Here is a 19,046-nt window from a genome sequence, read left to right as displayed (position 1 = left end):
TTATTCCTCCCAGGTAATTTTTCCTTTTTTCCTCATATAGCTTAAAATTCGTCGTTCTATTTTTCGATTGATTTTAGTCATTTTTCCATCTGTTTGTACAATCGGAACAACTAATATTGTATAAAACCCAGCGAAATTTCCACCGAGAACATCTGTCAGCAATTGATCACCGACAACTACAATTTCTTCCTTTTTCAAATTCATTTGTTTCGCGGCAGATTTAAACGCATGTCCTAGTGGTTTTCTCGCACTAAAAACAAATGGTGTACCTAGAGGTTCAGAAAAAATTTTAACACGTTCTTCTTTATTATTAGAAATAATCGTTACATTAATATTATGTTCTTTCATTAATTTAAACCATTGAACAATTTCCGGTGTTGCATCTTTAACATCCCATGCAACGAGTGTATTATCCAAGTCGGTTATAATTCCACGAATACCCCTTTGCTTCAATGCGGCAGGGTGAATATCAAAAATACTTTTAACATGCTCATTCGGCAAAAACTTCTTTAACAACTGTCACACCTCATTATTATCTTCCCTAACCTAGTCCTATTTTATTGGGCAAAACAATACCATCTATTATCACAAGTTAACATTATACCTCAATCCTATAACAACTTTCTACAATATTAAAGCGAAATTTCTATCGGGGGTGTTTAATTTGTCATATCCTGGCAAAACTATGATGATCTACTGCCATTCGGAACGGGATGAGCGGATAAACTTTGTATGTTTATGTCTATTTACAAAAAAATATGCTTGCGTGAGCACATTTTCTACTAAAAACCGTTCGACAAATTCCTTCATAATCCGACTTGTGGATAACTTTAATCACATTATCCACATTTATACAATAGTATTTCCAGGGTGATTTTTTGTTTTTATACACAAGTTATCTACAAGAGACTGTAGATAACTATCATCTTGTTCAGTACTATTATTCATGGTAAGTTATTAATAACTTCAAATGGAAGTACTACTAATTATCCGGGAGGGGCTATACTGATGGAGCATTTGTCAGATGAATTGTTGTTAGAATCATATCGAAAAGCAAATGAATTAAATCTAAGCCCTGATTTTCTTTACCTTATTGAACAGGAAATAAACAGAAGGTCATTAACACATAGAATCAATTCGAAAAACCTGCTTAATACTTCAACCCGCTAGAAACACAAATACCTATAAGTAAAAAGAATGCTTTTTGTTAACTCTTGTCATTTTTATGAATGATAGGGGTTTTTTATTTTGCAGGACCCTATAATATGATAAGCTATCATTTGAACATATGTATAAATAGCAGGATTTAATAACATTTTAATATGTTTAAAAAGCTTTATTACAAAATTACAGCGTATACTTGATACATAATGGAATGAAAATACGTTAGAATGGATTAAACCACTAACATCCCCCATCAGGTTACCTGACAAAGCCTCAGACGTATGTTCATTGATCCTATTGATTTAAAAGTAGGCTGAACGTTTTAAGAACAAAACCGGAAGCAAACCGATGTTGACTTATCGTAAGGAGGCGAGGGAGTCTCGCTGGCCGTTGGAGCTAGCATCCTGCCGAAAGCAAATTAGAACCAAATTTTATACTTTCTTAGTTTTAAAACAAAGGAGGAATCCCAATAGATGATTTTCACTGTAATAATACCACTTATACTTGCATGCTTTGTTCCATTACTTAGTAAAATGAAAGAAAAAATACATACTGGTATTTTTGTGTTTTTCATCCCATTTATCATTTTTCTTTACTTTATTCAATTTATTGGCAGTGACTTTTCGCCAATAGCAAAAACATATAAGTGGATACCATCACTCGGAATCAACTTGAACTTTTATTTAGACGGATTAAGTTTGTTATTCGTTTTGTTAATTAGTGGTATCGGCGCCCTTGTTGTTTTATATTCCATATATTATTTGGATAAAACAGAGCGGCTTGGTCACTTTTATGTTTATCTCCTTATGTTTATGGCAGCGATGCTCGGTGTCGTATTATCCGATAATGTATTTGTGTTATATACATTTTGGGAGCTAACATCTATCTCTTCCTTTTTATTAATTGGTTATTGGCATTTTAATGAGCGCTCCCGCTATGGGGCATTAAAATCAATGCTTATTACTATTTTTGGTGGTTTGAGTATGTTCGGTGGATTTGTCTTACTATCTGTCGTTACTGGTACGACTAGTATCCAATCGATGATCGAACAAAAAGATGTTATTTTAAACAGTACCTATTTACCATTAATTCTTGGGTTCATTCTGCTCGGTGCATTTACCAAATCAGCACAATTTCCATTTCATATTTGGCTACCGGATGCAATGGAAGCACCTACACCTGTTAGTGCTTACCTGCATTCCGCAACAATGGTTAAAGCAGGACTATTTTTAGTTGCTCGGTTTTCACCTATTTTCTCCAGTTATGAATGGTTCTTTATTATTGTCAGCCTTGCAGGGATTGTCACATTATGCTGGGGATCTTACATGGCGGTAAGACAAACGGATTTAAAGGCAATCTTAGCATTTTCTACCATTAGTCAATTAGGTATGATTATGGCAATGCTTGGATTTGGCACGAAAATAGCAGTATTTGCAGCTGTATTTCATATTTTAAACCATGCAACATTTAAAGGAAGTCTCTTCATGGTTGCAGGTATTGTTGACCATGAAACAGGAACACGTGATATCCGTAAACTTGGTGGATTAGTAACGTTTATGCCAATCACTGCTACATTAGCCTTGTTTGGAACATTCTCAATGGCAGGAATCCCGTTACCATTTTTAAATGGGTTCTATAGTAAGGAATTATTTTTCGAGTCAAGCCTTGATTTAGAAGGCGCTACGACATTTGCGAGAGTTCTGGCTCAAGTAATTCCGTACCTTGCTGTATTCGGAAGTATCTTCACGTTCGTCTATTCGATTTACTTATTATTTGGGACTTTTGCTGGTAAAAAACATCTTGATTTATTGCCAAAGAAACCGCATGAAGCACCAATCGGCATGTTGCTGTCCCCATTTATTCTAGTTTTAGGTGTTGTGTTAATCGGACTGTTCCCTAATTTTGTAAACGGAACATTTCTAGCTCATGCTGCGGAGGCAATAAAGGGTGCTGAAATTAATCAAGATATTGGTTTCTGGCATGGATTTAATACACCGTTTAAAATGACATTAATAGTTGTTGGTGTAGGACTATTGTTAGTTTTAACACGTAAAAAATGGGCAGGTGCTTATCGTGTGCTGCCTGGTAAATTAAGTCTGAACAAACTGTATGATTACATTCTAAATAAATTGGATGTCGTATCACAAAAAGTAACACAATCTTATATGACGGGATCATTACGGTTATACGTAGCAATCATCTTAGGTGTAACACTTGTTGCAACCTTTATTGTTATGCTTGTAACGGATGGATTCAACCTTCAATTCGATAATTTGGCGGATGTAACAGCTATTGAGGTATCTGTTGTCGCCATCATGATTGTTGCGGCACTTGCTACTATTTTGGCCAAAAACAATGTATCAGCTATTTTAATATTAGGTGTTGTTGGTTACGGTGTGGCAATTCTCTTTGTACTTTATCGTGCACCTGATCTAGCCTTAACACAATTGGTAATCGAAACCGTAACTGTTGTATTGTTCTTGCTCTGTTTCAGACACATGCCACAACTGCGAAAAAGAAACGAAACAAGCAGAACCAAAATCGTTAATATTGTTATTTCAGTTGGCTTTGGCGCCTTAATGACATTAATCGGAATTTCAGCACACAGCAGTAAATGGTTTGAGTCCATCTCAAATTACTTTATCGAAACATCCTTAAAACTAGGAGGCGGTCACAACATCGTAAACGTCATCCTTGTCGATATGCGTGGTTTCGATACATTATTTGAGATAACCGTGTTAGGTATTGCAGCACTCGCAATCTATAGCCTCATTAAGCTTAAGAAGGGGGCGAAATAAATGGAGATTATTATTCTCATTTTGGCAGGTATCCTGTTTGCTGCAGCTATTTATAATTTGCTGCAAAAGCAGTTATTGCGGATCATTATTGGAACCGGACTGCTATCCCACGGGGCACATTTGTTTATTTTAACAATGGGACAACTGAAACGTGGACAACCACCAATTCTAACAGAAGGCAAATCAGACTATGCTGATCCACTGCCACAGGCATTGATTTTAACATCAATCGTTATCAGTTTTGGCGTTACGAGCCTATTATTAGTTTTAGCTTACAGGGCTGCTAATGAAAACAATACAGATGACATGGCACAATTAAGGGGTGACGAAAATGAGTAATTTAGCAGTATTGCCAATTATCATCCCATTAATATCCGGGATAATCCTGGCCTTTTTTCACAATAGAGTAGGCATTTCCCGTTGGTTAAGTAGAATCTTCATCATGATAAACCTAGGGGTTGCATCATACATTGCATGGATCGTTTTCAATAATGGTGCACTTGTATTGGAAACTGGTGGTTGGGAAGCACCATATGGAATCATCCTTGTTGCTGATCCGCTAGCAGTAACACTTGTTCTAACAACGAACATCATTGCAACTGCTTGTGCATTCTATGCGCCGTATTCCATGGATGTAAAACAGGAAACCCATTACTTTTATGCATTTTTCTTCCTGTTAATTGCCGGTGTTTCCGGGGCCTTTATCACGGGCGATTTATTCAACCTGTATGTATTCTTTGAAGTGTTATTAATGGCCTCCTACGCCCTGATCGTTCTTGGGGGAGGAAAAGTTCAATTACGTGAATCAATTAAATATGTGTTAATTAATCTTTTTTCTTCGGTATTATTTGTTACAGCTATTGCTTTCCTCTATTCCGTAGTTGGTACAGTAAACATGGCGCAAATTGCCGAACGGGTTCAGGATGTTGATCAAAAAGGTATTTTGACTACAATCGCTGTGTTACTCTTTTTTGTTTTTGCAACAAAGGCAGCGTTGTTCCCATTATATTATTGGATGCCTAAATCATATGTTGTACCAAATCCGGTCATTTCTGCATTGTTTGGTGCACTCTTGACCAAAGTTGGAATCTATTCAATCTTACGTGTGTTTTCCCTGATTTTCATATACAAATTAGATTTGACACACCATGCATTTATTTGGATCGCTGGTCTATCAATGATTTTCGGAATTGTTGGGGCATTGTCCACTTCCAATATTAAATTAATTATTGCATATAACATTATCCCTGCTATCGGTTTTATTATGATGGGAATTGGTGTATTCAATCAGGATGCGATTAGTGGATCGATTTATTATTTGGTTCATGACATGATAATAAAATGTGCATTATTCTTGCTTGTTGGAGCCGTAGCCTATGTAGCTGGAACTTCTGATCTGCGCAAGTTTAGCGGATTAATTCACTACTATCCATTGCTTGGCTGGTTATTATTTGTTTCTGCCTTTGTCCTTGCAGGAATACCACCATTCAGCGGGTTTATCGGAAAATTATTGTTACTCAAAGGTGCATTATCCGCCAATGAAGTCGCAATTGTTATTCTCGCCTTACTTTCCAGTTTGTTGATCCTTTACTCCATTATGAAAATCTTTATTAATGGGTTTTGGGGCGAAAAGGATGAGTCACTTATTACGGAAAAGAAATCTACCAAAGGCTTGATTGGCCCAATTGTATTTTTGTTAGCATTTTCTGTTATTCTAGGCTTAGGTGCAGAATTTATTTACCCATCAATAGAATCGATCTCAACATATTTACTTGATCCAGAAGTTTATATGGAATCTGTTTTAAAGGAGTAATGGATGATGGCCTTTCAAATAGTTATTAATTTTATTATTGCAATCATGTGGATGTTCTTAAGTGAGTCATACACGGTAACCAGTTTCACTGCAGGGTATTTACTGGGACTTCTCTTGTTGTTATTGCTAAATCGTTTTGTTCCCGACACTTTCTATGTAAAACAGGTCTATAAAATAGTGAAGCTGATTCTTTTGTTTATCAAAGAATTGATCTCGTCAAACATTGATATTGTGAAATTGGTTTATAAACGCAAACCTGAATTTGAACCGGGGATTTTTGCACTACCAGTTGATCTAAAAAGTAACTGGGGAATAACGTTACTAGCAAATTTAATTACATTAACACCGGGAACTTTATCGGTTGCCGTTTCATACGATCATTCACATATTTATATTCATGCGATGGATATCGATACGATTGATGATTCCATTAGTTCTATTAAAAATACATTTGAAAAAGCAATTATGGAGGTGACACGATGAACGACTTTTTGGACTTCACAAAGGAACTTATTCATGTGTCAACCATTATTTGTATTGTCGCTATTTCTGTGTCCCTTCTATTGCTTTTAATTCGGGTGATAATTGGCCCATCGAATGCTGACCGGGCTGTTGCATTAGACGGAATTGGAATTAATTTAATGGGACTTGCAGCATTAATTTCGGTTATCCTTGTGACAACTAAATTAAACGATGTTGTCTTGTTAATTGGGATCCTACTTTTCATTGGAACACTAGCTATCGCTAAATATTTAGAAAAGGGTGTTATAATTGATCGAGACGTGGATTAGCATCATCTTAAATATTCTCGTTGTTTTTCTTATATTAGCTGGCTCATTTTTCATGCTTTCCGGATCCATTGGGGTGATTCGATTCCCCGATGTGTACACCCGGCTCCACGCAGCGACAAAGGCATCAACGCTTGGAATATCTGGTATTTTAATTGGCGCATTTCTATTTCTATATGTAGAACACTCGCTTGTAAGTGGGAAATTGCTTTTAGCTATTGTTTTTACACTAATAACGGCACCGGTCTCTGGACATATGATATCAAGGGCAGCACATCGCAGTGGCGTAAAACCAGTTACACATAACCGAAATGACGCTTATGAAGAGGCATTACAAAAATACAATGAACAAACACAAAAGTGACTTTCTCAACTGAAAGTCACTTTTTATTTTAGTTTTTAAATAAGGACAGACACAATATAATCATTATCCTCATATGGATGTTATATAGGCAAATACCCAGCCAATATTTAGGAGGTGCATGTGTTTGTCAGGAATTTTAAGTGTGCTCGGATTACTTGTAAAAGAAGCGCTCTTTTTTGTATCCTATGTGAAAAATCACGCCTTTCCACAGCCACTCCCCCCAGACGAAGAAGCGAAATACATTAGGCAAATGCAAGACGGAGATGAAAACGCGCGAAACAAATTAATTGAACACAATTTACGGCTGGTCGCTCACATCGTCAAAAAGTTTGACAATACCGGTGAAGACATGGAGGATCTTATTTCCATCGGGACAATTGGTCTAATCAAAGGAATTGAGAGTTTTTCTGCTAAAAAAGGAACGAAACTTGCCACCTATGCCGCAAGATGTATTGAAAATGAAATTCTTATGCATTTACGCGCACTAAAAAAAGTAAAAAAAGATGTGTCATTACATGATCCAATTGGCCAGGATAAAGAAGGCAATGAAATAAGTTTAATTGATATTCTAGAAGCAGAAAATGCTGATGTTATCGAATATATTCAATTAAACATGGAAATTGACAAAATGAAAGATTATTTGTCTATACTTAACAGCCGAGAAAAAGAAGTTATTGTTTATCGTTACGGTTTAAATGATTCTAAAGAAATGACCCAACGTGAAATCGCCAAAAAGCTAAATATATCACGAAGTTATGTATCACGAATTGAAAAAAGAGCGTTAATGAAAGTGTTCCACGAGTATTTTCGTAGTGAACGCAGAGGAAATTAGAAACAAAAATAGCGCGATGATCTAATCAATCATACGCGCTACTTATCCTCTAACATTGCTTTTATTTTGCGGAATTTCATAATAAAACCTGCTGCTACTACAACCATTCCAAATGAAAATCCTGTCAATAATCCACCATCTGCTTTGGGGTTAATGTACGTATCCATTACAGCACCCATATATAGGTAAATACTAATTATTAATAACGTTATTATAAAACGATGGTAATCTTTAAGTTTTAACTCAAGTTCTTTTGTCTTTGGTTCCACTGAGTTATTCCCCTTTCCCTATTAAGCATCATATCATAGAATAATAGAGAATCTGGGAGGTAAATGATGGATTCTTTATGAAAGCTCCTCAATCATTGTCATAATTAATTTTGATGCATTCAATGCTGCCCTTTCCAAAAAGGCATCAAATGAAATGGAAGATTCCTTTCCAGCGATATCTGAAAGTGCACGGATAACAACAAATGGTTTCGCATATTGGTAGCATACTTGTGCAACAGCAGCTGCTTCCATTTCAGCAGCAATCATCGTAGGGAATTTTTCATTTACAAACGCTACTCGAGTAGGATCATCCATAAATGAATCTCCTGTTGCAATAATTCCCTCTTTTGATGGGATATCCAATCCCTTAAGTGCCTTTGTTGCTAAAGTCACTAGTGTTGCATCAGCATCAAACATTGCTGGCATATTTGGAACTTGTCCATATGCGTAGTCAAAAGCAGTTACATCTACATCATGATGAACGACCTGGGTTGAAATAACAACATCACCGACCTCCAAATCAGTATCAAATCCACCAGCTGATCCTGTATTAATAACATATGATGGTGAAAAGCGTTCATGCATTATAGTAGTAGCCATAGCTGCGTTTACTTTACCAATTCCAGATTTCAATAATACAACATCTTTACCATGTAATTTACCATGAACAAACAAGCAATTCGCAACAGTAGTTTGCTGTTGATCTGTCATATTTTCTAATAAAATTGCGACTTCTTCGTCCATTGCACCAATAATTCCTATCGTCACAAGAATGCCCTCTTTTCCTTTTTTTGAATATTTTCTTAGTCATCATTCAAAACGATATTTTTGATCATTTTCTTTTAACACTTCAACTTTTGTTGGTTGCCATCCTTCACTTTCCACCCATGTTAAATAGGTTCGGTATGTTTGGGTTTCATCCTGATCAGAAACAGTAGCGATTACACCTTGATCCCTATCACGTTCTAACCACCATGTTGTCATATTTCCTTCTTCAAGCCCTGTAGCTAAACGAATTGCCTGCTCCATTTCGATACGATCCTGTGAGCCTTCATCATAATTTGTTGTATGTGAGCCTTGCTGTTCCGTTCCTATTGGTTGCCAGTTTCCTGTATACGCTTCGGTCACATTTGCATCATCCGGAGTTTCAATTTGTTCCATTTCAACGTTTGTATTACTTTCTGTATCATTTTCTTGCTCATTAGAAGGATTCTCTTCATCCATCGTCAGTTCATCATCAGTGTCTTGTGAACCATCTGATTTTGTATCATCACCAGATTCGGTCGCATTCTCCTCATGTTGATTATTGTCTTGATCTGCTGGCTGGCTCTGGTCATCATCACCGCCACCAAATAACAATATACCTATTAGAATAACAATCAGAATACCGCCAACGACAAGTAAAATAGATAATTGCTTCGTATTTTTTCGTCGTTTTTCAAACTTGTTGACTCGTGAATAGTTATTGTAATCGTTCACTCAAAAACACCCTTCCCTTACCTATTATAATATCATAACTTGCATGAGTATATATTAGCAAAAATATCGTAAGTGAATTCGCATAACCATTAGGTCAAAGGTCGGATAAAAGCAATGACTGATGAATCGATTATTTAGTAACACAATGGAAATATAGATAATGCAATATTTCGAGAAACATATATGTAAAGTAACTCATCTATAAATTGTAAAGGCCGGCGGGAGATGCGCGTACTTATAGAAAAGAGCCCAGCAGTTACTTCGCAGTTTATTTCTATTGTGTAAACAACAAACAAATGTTTTCGATGGGGCGAGTAATCGTAGTCCCAATCTTTTAGAAATCAGCCTTTGTAAAAAAACAAAAGCGGTAATGTTCCGCTTTTGTCAGCAACTATTTATTCTACTTTCGTAATTTTAACTTGAATGTCTCCCCCTGGGGTTGTCACACTCACCTCTGTGCCAATTTCATGGCCTAACAGGCTTTTAGCCATTGGTGAATCATTGGAAATTTTACCCTCAAAAGGATCCGCTTCGGCACTGCCGACAATTTTGTATGTTTCCTCTTCTCCATCTGGTAATTCTATAAACGTAACCGATTTTCCCATTGATACAATATCCGGATTGTCATTATCATTTTCAATAATAACTGCATTACGAATCATTTTTTCGACTTGTGTAATACGTGATTCAACAAATGCTTGTTCATCTTTTGCTGCATCATATTCCGAATTCTCGGATAAGTCACCAAATCCACGGGCAACTTTTATTCGTTCTACAACTTCTTGTCGTCTTTCCGTTTTTAAATAATGCAGTTCTTCTTCTAACTTTTCTTTCCCCTCTTGTGTCATATAATAACTTTTCTCTATAGCCATTTAAAAACACTCCTTTTCTTTCTACCATGGAAATAAATGAGCAATACGCTTGTACAACCTTATGGAATAAACAAAATGTATCAGTTTATTTATTAGCGATGTTCACTTGTCTGCCATTCGAACAGACAGTTTGGAGGTTATAAGATTGTTTATTCAATGTTATGAATTACTATTATAAAATAATGTACTAATAAATACTATGGCAGATTCAATTTAAATTTTCAATACTTTTCCTTAATTTGCTTATCGCGATTTTTTGACAATATCGTTTCAATTTTTGTTGCCATAATGTCGATTGCTACGTAATTTTGACCGCCTTCAGGGATGATAATATCCGCATAGCGTTTCGTTGGTTCTACAAATTGTAAATGCATTGGCCTAACATTGTTAATATACTGATCAATAACCGAATCAAGAGTTCTTCCTCGTTCTTTAATGTCTCTTAAAAGCCGTCGCATAATCCTGACATCTGCATCTGTATCAACAAACACTTTAATATCCATTAAGTCGACTAATCGAGGATCCTCTAAGATTAAAATACCTTCCAAAATAATAACCTCTTTTGGTTCAACAGGAATAACCTCATTTGACCGTGTATGAATTTTGTAATCATAGACGGGTTTTTCTATTGATTTATGGTTCATTAAATCATGTATATGTTGAATTAGTAAGTCATTATCAAATGCCAACGGATGATCATAATTTGTATTCAGCCGCTCCTCGAATGGTAAATGACTTTGATCTTTATAGTAATAGTCCTGTTCAATAACAAGAATTGTTTTATCAGAAAAACGTTGACAAATGGATCGGGTTACAGTAGTCTTTCCACTCCCACTTCCTCCTGCAACACCAATAACAACTGGCTTTTCGCGCATGAACTAAAGTGCTCCTTTCTTATTCTTTAATGCTTATCGCAACTCCATCACCAATTGGAACAATCGATGTAGAATATTCGGGGTTTTGCATAAGCCAATCATTATACTTACGAATTTTCTTTCCAAGTTTTGCATACCTTGGATGTGCGTTGCCCGGGTCGACAACATACCCTTTAAATAATACATTATCTGTAATAATTAAGCCACCTTTGGGAATTGCCTGGCTATACAATTCAAAAAAGCGTTGATATTGTCCCTTAGCCGCATCAATAAACAACAAATCAAAAGGACCTTTGGCAATTATATCCTCAGCTTTTTCTAGCGCATCTCCAAAAATAACATCAATTTTATCTTGTTTTTGTTGTTTTTCAATATTGTACAATGCTTGTTTATAACGCTGTTCATCCCGTTCGATTGTTACAACAGCTGCTTCGGGGTTCGCCTGAATCATTCGTAAGGCAGAATACCCAATTGCCGTACCGATTTCCAGAATCAAATTTGGCTTCCTTACTTTAATTACCTGCATCAAAAAATTAATTCCAACTGGATCCATGATCGGCACATGATCTTCTTTTGCTTGCTTCTCTAATTTTAGCACCCAGTTTTCTTGTTCAGGCAACATTTGGGTTAAATAGCCTGTCAAGTTATCTTCCATGATTTTCAGCCTCTTTTCAAATTCCTTGCAATTACTTAATATATTGCTCCTTTAATTTTAAATGTTCATCATGGGTTTTTGCATAGTGAATGTTTCCTTCACTATCATGCAGAAAATATTTATAGTCCGATTCCTCCGGTTCAAGTGTTGCTTTCAATGAACTTTCGGCAAAATTAGAAATAGGTCCAATGGGTAATGTGTCAATTTGATACGTATTGTATGGGGACTCAATTTCTAAATCCTTAAGTAAAACCTTATCCTTATGTTTTCCTAATGCATATAAAACAGTTGGATCAGTCTGAAGAGGCATCCCTTTATTTAAACGGTTATAGAAAACCCCAGCAATCTTTTTACGTTGATCTTTAGTCCGTGCCTCGTTTTCAACCAAGGAAGCCATTGTGATCGTCTCGTGAACTGTAAAGTCCCGAGTTGAAATGTCATCTAAATAAGGGGAAACAACAGCCACAGTCTTCTTAAGCATTTTTTCTATGATTGTTGTAACACTCGGTTCCTCTTGATAAAATTTATAGGTTGCTGCGAATAAATACCCTTCTAATGGTGTCCTAATGTTTGGATTCAGAATTTCCTCTGATAAAACTTCTGGGTATTTATCGATCAATTTCGAAACATAATCTTGGTCATTTACCTTTGAGAGAAATTCTTCCTTTGTAATTGGCAGTTTTTTTGCATAGATTTGGGCAATTTGATCAATTGTTTTCCCCTCTGGTATGGTGACCTTATAAATCGCTTCTTCCATAACTTTTCCTTTTTTTAAGGAATCAATAATCTCATCCAATGTCATCGATGGTGAAAACTTGTAGTCACCAGCTTGGAAATCTGACTCATTTTGAAATTTTATGTAAAATCGGAAAACACGTGCATCTTTGATTATTCCTTTTTCATCAAGTATCGATGCAATACCCGATGTTGATGAACCCATTGGAATTGTAACATTCACTTCTTTTTTGCTATCTGGATCAACTGGGTTTAATGCTGATTTAACATACATATACCCTGAGATACCTCCTACCAGAAGTATCAGGACAAGAGAAATAATAATAATAGCAACGATTTTCCGCACTGTTCTAGCTTCTTCGCTTCGAGCTATAAGCTTATCCTTATAATTACCTTTATCCTTCTTCCTAAACATTCAGTATCCCCCTTTCCCATCCGGTATATTATACTAAAAAAAAGATAAACATGCCATGATTCGCTAAATTTTTTAAGCTGCTTTTGCATAGATTGTTGCTATCTGCCCCACATACCGATTCATGTTCCCTTTGATGATGAAAGCCTTCTCATGCTCCAATTCGAAGTTCTCAATGCATAATCTTAAGCACAGTGAACTAACATCGGATCCATTTATCAATTTGCAGTATGAATTCGAAAGGCTGATGTCAAATTGTGACATCAGCCTTATTTTGTATTAAAGTCATAAATTTATGAATGGTCATCCTCTTCATCTGCTAACGTATTTAGCATTTCTTCAACCATTTCCCACTCTTCTTCTGACTCAATTGGGAATAGTGACAAGTCATTTTCATCACTACCCTTTTCTTCATAGCGAAAAGCATATACTTCTACTTCTTCGTCGTCCTTTTGTTCTACCGGTACAACGGCAATATAAGATTGATTTGTTTGATCAACATCAAACGTGAACAATACTTCAAATAGATGCTCTTCCCCATTTTCATCAGGGATAATAATCCGTTCTTTTTCTTCTAGTGCCATGTCTTCACTCCTTATATTTTTTGATCAAGATAACCTTGCAGGATCATAACAGCAGCCATTTTATCAATCACTTTTTTCCGCTTTTTTCGACTTACATCCGCTTCTAAAAGCACACGCTCAGCAGCAATTGTTGTAAGGCGCTCATCCCAAAGCACGGTAGGTATTTGATGGATCTCCTCGATATGTTTTGCATATACTTCCGATGCCTGTCCACGTTCACCAATCGTTCCATTCATATTTTTCGGTAAACCAACAACAGCTTTTTCTATCTCATGTTCATGGATGATAGCTTTCAACTCTTCATCTGCAGAATGAATATCCTGCTCATTCCATTTAATTGTTGTTAATCCTTGTGCTGTCCAGCCAAAGGCATCGCTTATAGCGACACCTATTGTTTTGGACCCTACATCTAATCCAATAATTTTCATTCACTCAGCCCTCTTGCTGTTGCTCTAAATAAAATTTTACTAACTCTTCTATCACTTCATCACGCTCAACTTTACGGATTAAATTTCGCGCATCATTATACCTTGGTATATACGCAGGGTCACCAGATAATAAATAACCTACAATTTGGTTAATCGGATTATACCCTTTTTCCTTTAGCGCTCCATGAACAGTCAGTAAAATCTCTTTAATATCCTGATCAAATGGTTCCTCTGAAAAATTAAATTTCATCGTTTTATCAATAGAGCTCATAGTGACACCTCGTTCCATGTTTTGCCTTATTCATCATTCTAACATGTTTCCAACTAATATTATATCTTTTTTTAACAATCGTATAAGTGAACCGATGTTTATCGTACGATGAGAAGTCCACTAGCACTCTGCCTAGTATAACTTAGCTTCCACAGCGCACAAAATTATAATGTTAAATCCATAGAATAAATAGAATACAGTCTATTTATTCTTTTATCGTATCTGTGACATAAAGACTTGCATTACGTAATGCATCACCTATTTTTTCCGGGTCTTTACCGCCAGCTTGTGCCATATCAGGACGACCACCCCCGCCGCCACCACATGCTTGGGCAGCTTGTTTAATCAAATTACCGGCATGTAAGCCACGATCAACCAAGTCTTTGGATACTCCTGCAGCTAACTGTACCTTTTGATTATTTTCTGCAGCAAGTAAAATCACACCAGATTCAAGTTTCTGTTTTAATTCATCCACCATATTTCTTAATTGGTTCATATCTTTAACACTCACTTTTTGAGCTAGTACAGAAACATCTTCTATTTTTTCTACTTTATCTAGTATAGACGAAGCTTCGACATTTGATAATTTCGAACTTAGTGATCCGTTTTCTTTTTGCAATGCTTTTATCTCTGTATACAAACTGTTTATTCGTTCAGGGACCTTTTCATCATTGGCTTTCACTAGTTGTGCAGCCTGATCCAAAACTGCCAATTTTTGATTAACAAAATGATAGGCATGTTTACTTGTAACGGCTTCAATTCGTCTTGTGCCTGCACCAATTCCAGTTTCGGCTATAATTTTAAACATACCAATCTCTGCTGTGTTTTGTACATGGCAACCACCACAAAGTTCGATACTATAGTCACCAACTTGAACAACTCGGACAATATCTCCATATTTTTCACCGAATAATGCCATTGCTCCCATTTCTTTCGCCTCATTAATTTTCTTGCTTTCGATAACAACCCGGGTTGATTCCCAAACCTTTTCATTAACAATTTGTTCAATTTTTTTTAGTTCATCGTCACTTATAGCTCCAAAATGGGAAAAATCAAATCGGAGTCTGTCTGGTGTTACAAGTGATCCAGCTTGATTTACATGGTTGCCAAGTACATCTTTAAGTGCTTGATGCAGCAAATGTGTTGCTGTATGGTTTTTAACAATCAAGTTTCGGAAATCAACATCAACAACAGCTTTGACATGATCGCCTAGCTTCAGTTCTCCCTCTTTCACAATAACCTGATGAAGGTGCTGTCCTTTTGGTGCTTTTTGAACATTTTTAACATATGCTGTTGCTTGATCCGAGTAGATCCAACCATTATCCGCAATTTGTCCACCGCTTTCTGCATAGAAAGGAGTTTCCTTTAAAAATAGAACAACTTCGTCATCAACGCCAGCAGTATTAACCATTTCTTTTCCATTTATCATTTGTTCAATTGTTGTTTCTACATCTAATTGGTGATACCCAATAAAAGTACTTTCCACGTCTACTTTACTTAACGTTTCATCTTGTACATGCATCGAGTCTACTTTTTGTCTTGCATTACGCGCGCGTTCCCGTTGCATTTTCATTTCTTCGTCAAATCCAGCTTCATCAATTGTAAAGCCTTCTTCTTCTACATATTCTTCGGTTAACTCTTTCGGGAAACCGTACGTATCATATAATCGGAACACTTCTTTCCCAGGAAATACAGTGCTACCATTGGCTTTTTCCTTTTTTATGATGGAAGTCAGTATTTCCAATCCTTCATTTAATGTTTCGTGAAAACGTTCCTCTTCGGTTTTAATGACATTTTCAATATATGATGCCTGATTTAAAACTTCCGGGTAAAAGTCATGCATTATTTGTCCAACGATAGAAACGAGCTTGTACATAAATGGCTTCTCAATACCAATTTGTTTTGCAAAACGTACCGCACGTCGCAATAACCGGCGTAATACATATCCTCTTCCTTCGTTTGAAGGTAGTGCATTATCACCAATCGCAAAAGCAACTGTCCGTATATGGTCAGCAATTACTTTAAACGCTGTATCACTATTTTTATTCTTTCCATAAGTAACGTTTGCTAGTTCCTCAATTTTATTAATGATCGGCATAAACAAATCCGTTTCAAAATTTGTTGGTGCATCTTGTATAACAGAAACCATGCGCTCAAGCCCCATACCAGTATCAATGTTCTTTTTCGGAAGTGGTGTATACGTATCATCAGGGTTATGGTTGTATTGTGAAAATACTAAATTCCAAATTTCTAAATAACGTTCGTTTTCTCCACCAGGATATAATTCTGGATCACTTGGAACGTTTCCATATTTTTCACCACGATCATAGAAAATTTCTGTATTTGGTCCACTTGGTCCTTCCCCAATATCCCAGAAATTTTCCTCCAGACGAATGATGCGTTCTTTCGGTAGCTTAATGTCATTTAACCAAATATCATATGCTTCATCATCTTCCGGATGAACGGTGACAGATAATAACTCCGGGTCAAAGTTTATCCATTTTTCATCTGTAAGAAATTCCCATGCCCATTCGATTGCTTCTTTCTTAAAATAATCGCCAATAGAGAAGTTACCAAGCATTTCAAAAAATGTATGGTGTCGTGCTGTAAATCCAACATTTTCAATATCATTTGTCCGAATCGCCTTCTGAGCGTTCACGATACGCGGATTATCTGGTATAACACTACCATCAAAGTATTTTTTCAAGGTCGCAACCCCACTGTTAATCCACAGCAATGTTGGGTCATCTTTCGGTACTAATGAGGCACTTGGTTCAACTCGGTGCCCTTTTTCAGTAAAGAAATCTAAAAATAATTGTCTTACCTGTTCTGATTTTAACTGTTTCATGTTACTGCCCTCCAATATTTTATATTTCATGTCGGATTAACCAATCCATCTTCAATAAAGGCTCTCTTCATAATATTTGTTGCTTTTTAAATTTCGTAGTTGATATAAAATGCGACGTTATTCGAGACGATGATTGGTGTTCTTCCACCGCTACGGAAATCACGTTGCTGTTACGTCGCATTTTATATCTATTGTGTAAAAAAACAATCTTTTAGAAAACAACCTAAAAAAAATCCCATCTCTGCAATTGCAGGGACGAGATGTTCGTGGTACCACCCTAATTATAAACGATGCTTCGTTTATCACTCATCACAGTAACGGTGTGGGTACCGACGGGGTTTACCCGTACTCCAGTTTAGCTTTCCATGATTCTTTATCTAAGAATTTCTCTCAGCTAATGAAACTCATCTCTTGTAGATAGGCTATCATGTACTTGGAACTTTCAACGTTTTTCGTATTAAACTAGTTTAGCGATATTATAGAAAACAATTGTAAAAATGTCAACGTTGAACCCTAATTCTCGCTAAATGTGTCATGATAACTTTCAAAATCGTTAAAGTTGGAACGGCTACGATCATTCCGATAACACCACCTAATTCACCACCTAGAAGCAAGGCAAATATAATGGCGATGGGATGAATATCGATACTTTTTCCAACAATATAAGGCGATAACAAGTTACTCTCAATTAATTGGATAACAAATATTCCTAGCAATACAAAGATGATTAATTTAGCTGACATTGTTAATGTAATGGCAACTGCAGGTATGGCACCAATAATTGGTCCAAAATAAGGAATTATATTTGTTAGACCCATAATAATGGCTAGTAATAATGCATATTTAATATGTAACATCTGAAAAATGATAAACGTTGTTAGACTAACAAACAAACAGACAATAAGTTGCCCTCGAATGTAATTCCCTAGACTTTCACCGATTGCACGGAACATTTCACCATATTGTTCATGATGTTTAGAAGGAATCCATTTTTTAATAGATGTTTTTATTTTCGTGAAGTCCTTCAAAAAATAAAATACGAGGACAGGTATGACCGTAATTGTTACAACCATATCAAATATTCTTGTAAAGCCACTTACTAATTTCCCTAACAAGTTTTCCATTGAAGTTTCAATTCCAGCTATCAATTGATCCATCTTATCATGAACAACTTCCGGCAAGAATGACGTGTATTCATACAATTGGTAAATCAAATCCTCATACATCCTAATCAGTTGTGGTAACTGTTCATTTAAATCACTTAACTGGTGAATCACTGCTGGATAAACACGGTAAACCAAATAGGCAATCCCACCAAAGAAAAAAATATAAATCAATAAAATTGCTACACTTTTTGGGATGTGATAAGTATGTATTTTTTTGACTACTGGATATAATAAATAAGCAATTAAGCATGCAATGATAAACGGGGCGAAAACGCGCCAAAGAAAAGAAAAAACAGCCCCATATAACGGGAACAGTTTAACAAGTAAATAAATAAATAAACATACAAAGATACCGATAACAATCCAATAGAGAAATAGTAGCGGTTTTTTTTCCTTAAACATAGCAAGCGCTCCTTCGTACAAAAATAGTATTACTGTAACGAAGCGCTACCATTGTATTCTTCTTTCATCATCCGTAAACAGATCATTTAACGAACTTAACGAACCATCAGATTCAATTTGATGTACAGCTAATTCATTATTGTCAGCAATCGATAACTCAATAAAGCAATTCCAGCAGTAAAATTGTTGAGAGCCGATTTTCCCAATATCTTTTCCTCTACAATTCGGGCATTGTAACATAGATAATGCTCCTTTGTGATAAAAATTACATTATTACGTTAGTTTAACCGC

At 36.1% G+C, this 19,046-nt stretch carries 22 protein-coding genes and 1 other annotated feature; of the genes, 8 read left to right on the top strand and 14 right to left on the bottom strand.

The features are described from left to right. The gene (locus ACW2QC_RS16275) at positions 1-516 is read right to left on the bottom strand and encodes a YqeG family HAD IIIA-type phosphatase (protein ID WP_457544995.1); all 516 of its coding nucleotides are present in this window, start codon (positions 514-516) and stop codon (positions 1-3) included. A 492-nt stretch (positions 517-1,008) separates the two neighbouring features. Here ACW2QC_RS16275 and sda point away from each other — a divergent pair, with 492 nt between their 5' ends. The 8 genes from sda to sigK all read left to right on the top strand — a co-directional run bounded on the left by sda (position 1,009) and on the right by sigK (position 7,759). Beyond that, positions 1,009-1,170, top strand: a complete 162-nt coding sequence (gene sda, locus ACW2QC_RS16270) for a sporulation histidine kinase inhibitor Sda (RefSeq protein ID WP_457544994.1) — start codon at positions 1,009-1,011, stop codon at positions 1,168-1,170. Positions 1,171-1,637: 467 nt separating this feature from the next. Further along, a complete protein-coding gene (locus tag ACW2QC_RS16265; RefSeq protein ID WP_457544993.1) occupies positions 1,638-3,962 on the top strand; it encodes a Na+/H+ antiporter subunit A in 2,325 nt (774 codons plus the stop codon). Beyond that, positions 3,963-4,301, top strand: a complete 339-nt coding sequence (locus ACW2QC_RS16260) for a Na(+)/H(+) antiporter subunit C (RefSeq protein ID WP_106497076.1) — start codon at positions 3,963-3,965, stop codon at positions 4,299-4,301. Beyond that, positions 4,294-5,775 (top strand): Na+/H+ antiporter subunit D, encoded by a 1,482-nt coding sequence (locus tag ACW2QC_RS16255; RefSeq protein WP_457544992.1) that lies wholly within the window; start codon positions 4,294-4,296, stop codon positions 5,773-5,775. The genes ACW2QC_RS16260 and ACW2QC_RS16255 overlap by 8 nt, the downstream gene beginning before the upstream one ends. 6 nt (positions 5,776-5,781) lie before the next feature. After that, on the top strand, positions 5,782-6,258 hold the full coding sequence (locus tag ACW2QC_RS16250) for a Na+/H+ antiporter subunit E (RefSeq protein WP_457545014.1): 477 nt from the start codon (positions 5,782-5,784) through the stop codon (positions 6,256-6,258). Next, positions 6,255-6,566 (top strand): Na(+)/H(+) antiporter subunit F1, encoded by a 312-nt coding sequence (locus ACW2QC_RS16245; RefSeq protein WP_457544991.1) that lies wholly within the window; start codon positions 6,255-6,257, stop codon positions 6,564-6,566. The genes ACW2QC_RS16250 and ACW2QC_RS16245 overlap by 4 nt, the downstream gene beginning before the upstream one ends. Next, positions 6,547-6,927 (top strand): monovalent cation/H(+) antiporter subunit G, encoded by a 381-nt coding sequence (gene mnhG / locus ACW2QC_RS16240; RefSeq protein ID WP_457544990.1) that lies wholly within the window; start codon positions 6,547-6,549, stop codon positions 6,925-6,927. The genes ACW2QC_RS16245 and mnhG overlap by 20 nt, the downstream gene beginning before the upstream one ends. Before the next feature lie 124 nt (positions 6,928-7,051). Beyond that, complete coding sequence (sigK, locus tag ACW2QC_RS16235) at positions 7,052-7,759, top strand: RNA polymerase sporulation sigma factor SigK (protein ID WP_457544989.1); 708 nt, start codon at positions 7,052-7,054, stop codon at positions 7,757-7,759. 38 nt (positions 7,760-7,797) lie between these two features. Here the strand turns inward: sigK and ACW2QC_RS16230 are convergent, their stop codons facing one another. The 13 genes from ACW2QC_RS16230 to ACW2QC_RS16170 all read right to left on the bottom strand — a co-directional run bounded on the left by ACW2QC_RS16230 (position 7,798) and on the right by ACW2QC_RS16170 (position 18,995). Then, positions 7,798-8,028, bottom strand: a complete 231-nt coding sequence (locus ACW2QC_RS16230) for a YrhC family protein (protein WP_457544988.1) — start codon at positions 8,026-8,028, stop codon at positions 7,798-7,800. A 75-nt stretch (positions 8,029-8,103) separates the two neighbouring features. Next, positions 8,104-8,796, bottom strand: a complete 693-nt coding sequence (gene mtnN / locus ACW2QC_RS16225; RefSeq protein ID WP_457544987.1) for a 5'-methylthioadenosine/S-adenosylhomocysteine nucleosidase — start codon at positions 8,794-8,796, stop codon at positions 8,104-8,106. A 42-nt stretch (positions 8,797-8,838) separates the two neighbouring features. Then, the gene (locus ACW2QC_RS16220; protein WP_457544986.1) at positions 8,839-9,507 is read right to left on the bottom strand and encodes a DUF1510 family protein; all 669 of its coding nucleotides are present in this window, start codon (positions 9,505-9,507) and stop codon (positions 8,839-8,841) included. A 395-nt stretch (positions 9,508-9,902) separates the two neighbouring features. After that, entirely contained in the window at positions 9,903-10,379 is a 477-nt protein-coding gene (gene greA, locus ACW2QC_RS16215; RefSeq protein ID WP_457544985.1) for a transcription elongation factor GreA, read from the bottom strand. 221 nt (positions 10,380-10,600) lie between these two features. Then, complete coding sequence (gene udk, locus ACW2QC_RS16210; RefSeq protein ID WP_457544984.1) at positions 10,601-11,254, bottom strand: uridine kinase; 654 nt, start codon at positions 11,252-11,254, stop codon at positions 10,601-10,603. Between the two features lie 19 nt (positions 11,255-11,273). Then, positions 11,274-11,909 (bottom strand): O-methyltransferase, encoded by a 636-nt coding sequence (locus ACW2QC_RS16205; protein WP_457544983.1) that lies wholly within the window; start codon positions 11,907-11,909, stop codon positions 11,274-11,276. A gap of 31 nt (positions 11,910-11,940) precedes the next feature. After that, positions 11,941-13,059, bottom strand: a complete 1,119-nt coding sequence (gene mltG, locus ACW2QC_RS16200) for an endolytic transglycosylase MltG (protein ID WP_457544982.1) — start codon at positions 13,057-13,059, stop codon at positions 11,941-11,943. A gap of 290 nt (positions 13,060-13,349) precedes the next feature. Then, the gene (locus ACW2QC_RS16195; protein WP_457544981.1) at positions 13,350-13,640 is read right to left on the bottom strand and encodes a DUF1292 domain-containing protein; all 291 of its coding nucleotides are present in this window, start codon (positions 13,638-13,640) and stop codon (positions 13,350-13,352) included. An 11-nt stretch (positions 13,641-13,651) separates the two neighbouring features. Then, complete coding sequence (gene ruvX / locus ACW2QC_RS16190; RefSeq protein ID WP_457544980.1) at positions 13,652-14,068, bottom strand: Holliday junction resolvase RuvX; 417 nt, start codon at positions 14,066-14,068, stop codon at positions 13,652-13,654. A 4-nt stretch (positions 14,069-14,072) separates the two neighbouring features. Then, positions 14,073-14,339 carry an IreB family regulatory phosphoprotein gene (locus tag ACW2QC_RS16185; RefSeq protein ID WP_106497061.1) on the bottom strand — a complete coding sequence of 89 codons (267 nt, stop codon included), beginning with the start codon at positions 14,337-14,339 and terminating at the stop codon, positions 14,073-14,075. Between the two features lie 205 nt (positions 14,340-14,544). Further along, complete coding sequence (gene alaS / locus ACW2QC_RS16180) at positions 14,545-17,187, bottom strand: alanine--tRNA ligase (RefSeq protein ID WP_457544979.1); 2,643 nt, start codon at positions 17,185-17,187, stop codon at positions 14,545-14,547. A 248-nt stretch (positions 17,188-17,435) separates the two neighbouring features. After that, positions 17,436-17,642: a binding site (T-box leader), on the bottom strand. A 45-nt stretch (positions 17,643-17,687) separates the two neighbouring features. After that, positions 17,688-18,755: an AI-2E family transporter gene (locus tag ACW2QC_RS16175; protein ID WP_457544978.1), complete on the bottom strand. Its 1,068-nt coding sequence runs from the start codon at positions 18,753-18,755 to the stop codon at positions 17,688-17,690. A gap of 45 nt (positions 18,756-18,800) precedes the next feature. Beyond that, a complete protein-coding gene (locus ACW2QC_RS16170) occupies positions 18,801-18,995 on the bottom strand; it encodes a hypothetical protein (RefSeq protein WP_457544977.1) in 195 nt (64 codons plus the stop codon). Positions 18,996-19,046: the final 51 nt, after the last annotated feature.

This window comes from Virgibacillus sp. FSP13 (genome assembly GCF_054048505.1).
The sequence above is the reverse complement of the archived record's forward strand: the minus strand, read 5'-3'. Positions and strand labels throughout refer to the sequence as shown.

What these genes read in the sequence shown, in the direction of transcription:
- sda (WP_457544994.1), top strand. Translation starts at nt 1,009, where the DNA reads ATGGAGCATTTGTCAGATGAATTGTTGTTAGAATCATATCGAAAAGCA.
- ACW2QC_RS16265 (WP_457544993.1), top strand. Translation starts at nt 1,638, where the DNA reads ATGATTTTCACTGTAATAATACCACTTATACTTGCATGCTTTGTTCCA.
- ACW2QC_RS16260 (WP_106497076.1), top strand. Translation starts at nt 3,963, where the DNA reads ATGGAGATTATTATTCTCATTTTGGCAGGTATCCTGTTTGCTGCAGCT.
- ACW2QC_RS16255 (WP_457544992.1), top strand. Translation starts at nt 4,294, where the DNA reads ATGAGTAATTTAGCAGTATTGCCAATTATCATCCCATTAATATCCGGG.
- ACW2QC_RS16250 (WP_457545014.1), top strand. Translation starts at nt 5,782, where the DNA reads ATGGCCTTTCAAATAGTTATTAATTTTATTATTGCAATCATGTGGATG.
- ACW2QC_RS16245 (WP_457544991.1), top strand. Translation starts at nt 6,255, where the DNA reads ATGAACGACTTTTTGGACTTCACAAAGGAACTTATTCATGTGTCAACC.
- greA (WP_457544985.1), bottom strand. Translation starts at nt 10,379, where the DNA reads ATGGCTATAGAGAAAAGTTATTATATGACACAAGAGGGGAAAGAAAAG.
- udk (WP_457544984.1), bottom strand. Translation starts at nt 11,254, where the DNA reads ATGCGCGAAAAGCCAGTTGTTATTGGTGTTGCAGGAGGAAGTGGGAGT.
- ACW2QC_RS16205 (WP_457544983.1), bottom strand. Translation starts at nt 11,909, where the DNA reads ATGGAAGATAACTTGACAGGCTATTTAACCCAAATGTTGCCTGAACAA.
- mltG (WP_457544982.1), bottom strand. Translation starts at nt 13,059, where the DNA reads ATGTTTAGGAAGAAGGATAAAGGTAATTATAAGGATAAGCTTATAGCT.
- ACW2QC_RS16195 (WP_457544981.1), bottom strand. Translation starts at nt 13,640, where the DNA reads ATGGCACTAGAAGAAAAAGAACGGATTATTATCCCTGATGAAAATGGG.
- ruvX (WP_457544980.1), bottom strand. Translation starts at nt 14,068, where the DNA reads ATGAAAATTATTGGATTAGATGTAGGGTCCAAAACAATAGGTGTCGCT.
- ACW2QC_RS16185 (WP_106497061.1), bottom strand. Translation starts at nt 14,339, where the DNA reads ATGAGCTCTATTGATAAAACGATGAAATTTAATTTTTCAGAGGAACCA.
- alaS (WP_457544979.1), bottom strand. Translation starts at nt 17,187, where the DNA reads ATGAAACAGTTAAAATCAGAACAGGTAAGACAATTATTTTTAGATTTC.
- ACW2QC_RS16175 (WP_457544978.1), bottom strand. Translation starts at nt 18,755, where the DNA reads ATGTTTAAGGAAAAAAAACCGCTACTATTTCTCTATTGGATTGTTATC.
- ACW2QC_RS16170 (WP_457544977.1), bottom strand. Translation starts at nt 18,995, where the DNA reads ATGTTACAATGCCCGAATTGTAGAGGAAAAGATATTGGGAAAATCGGC.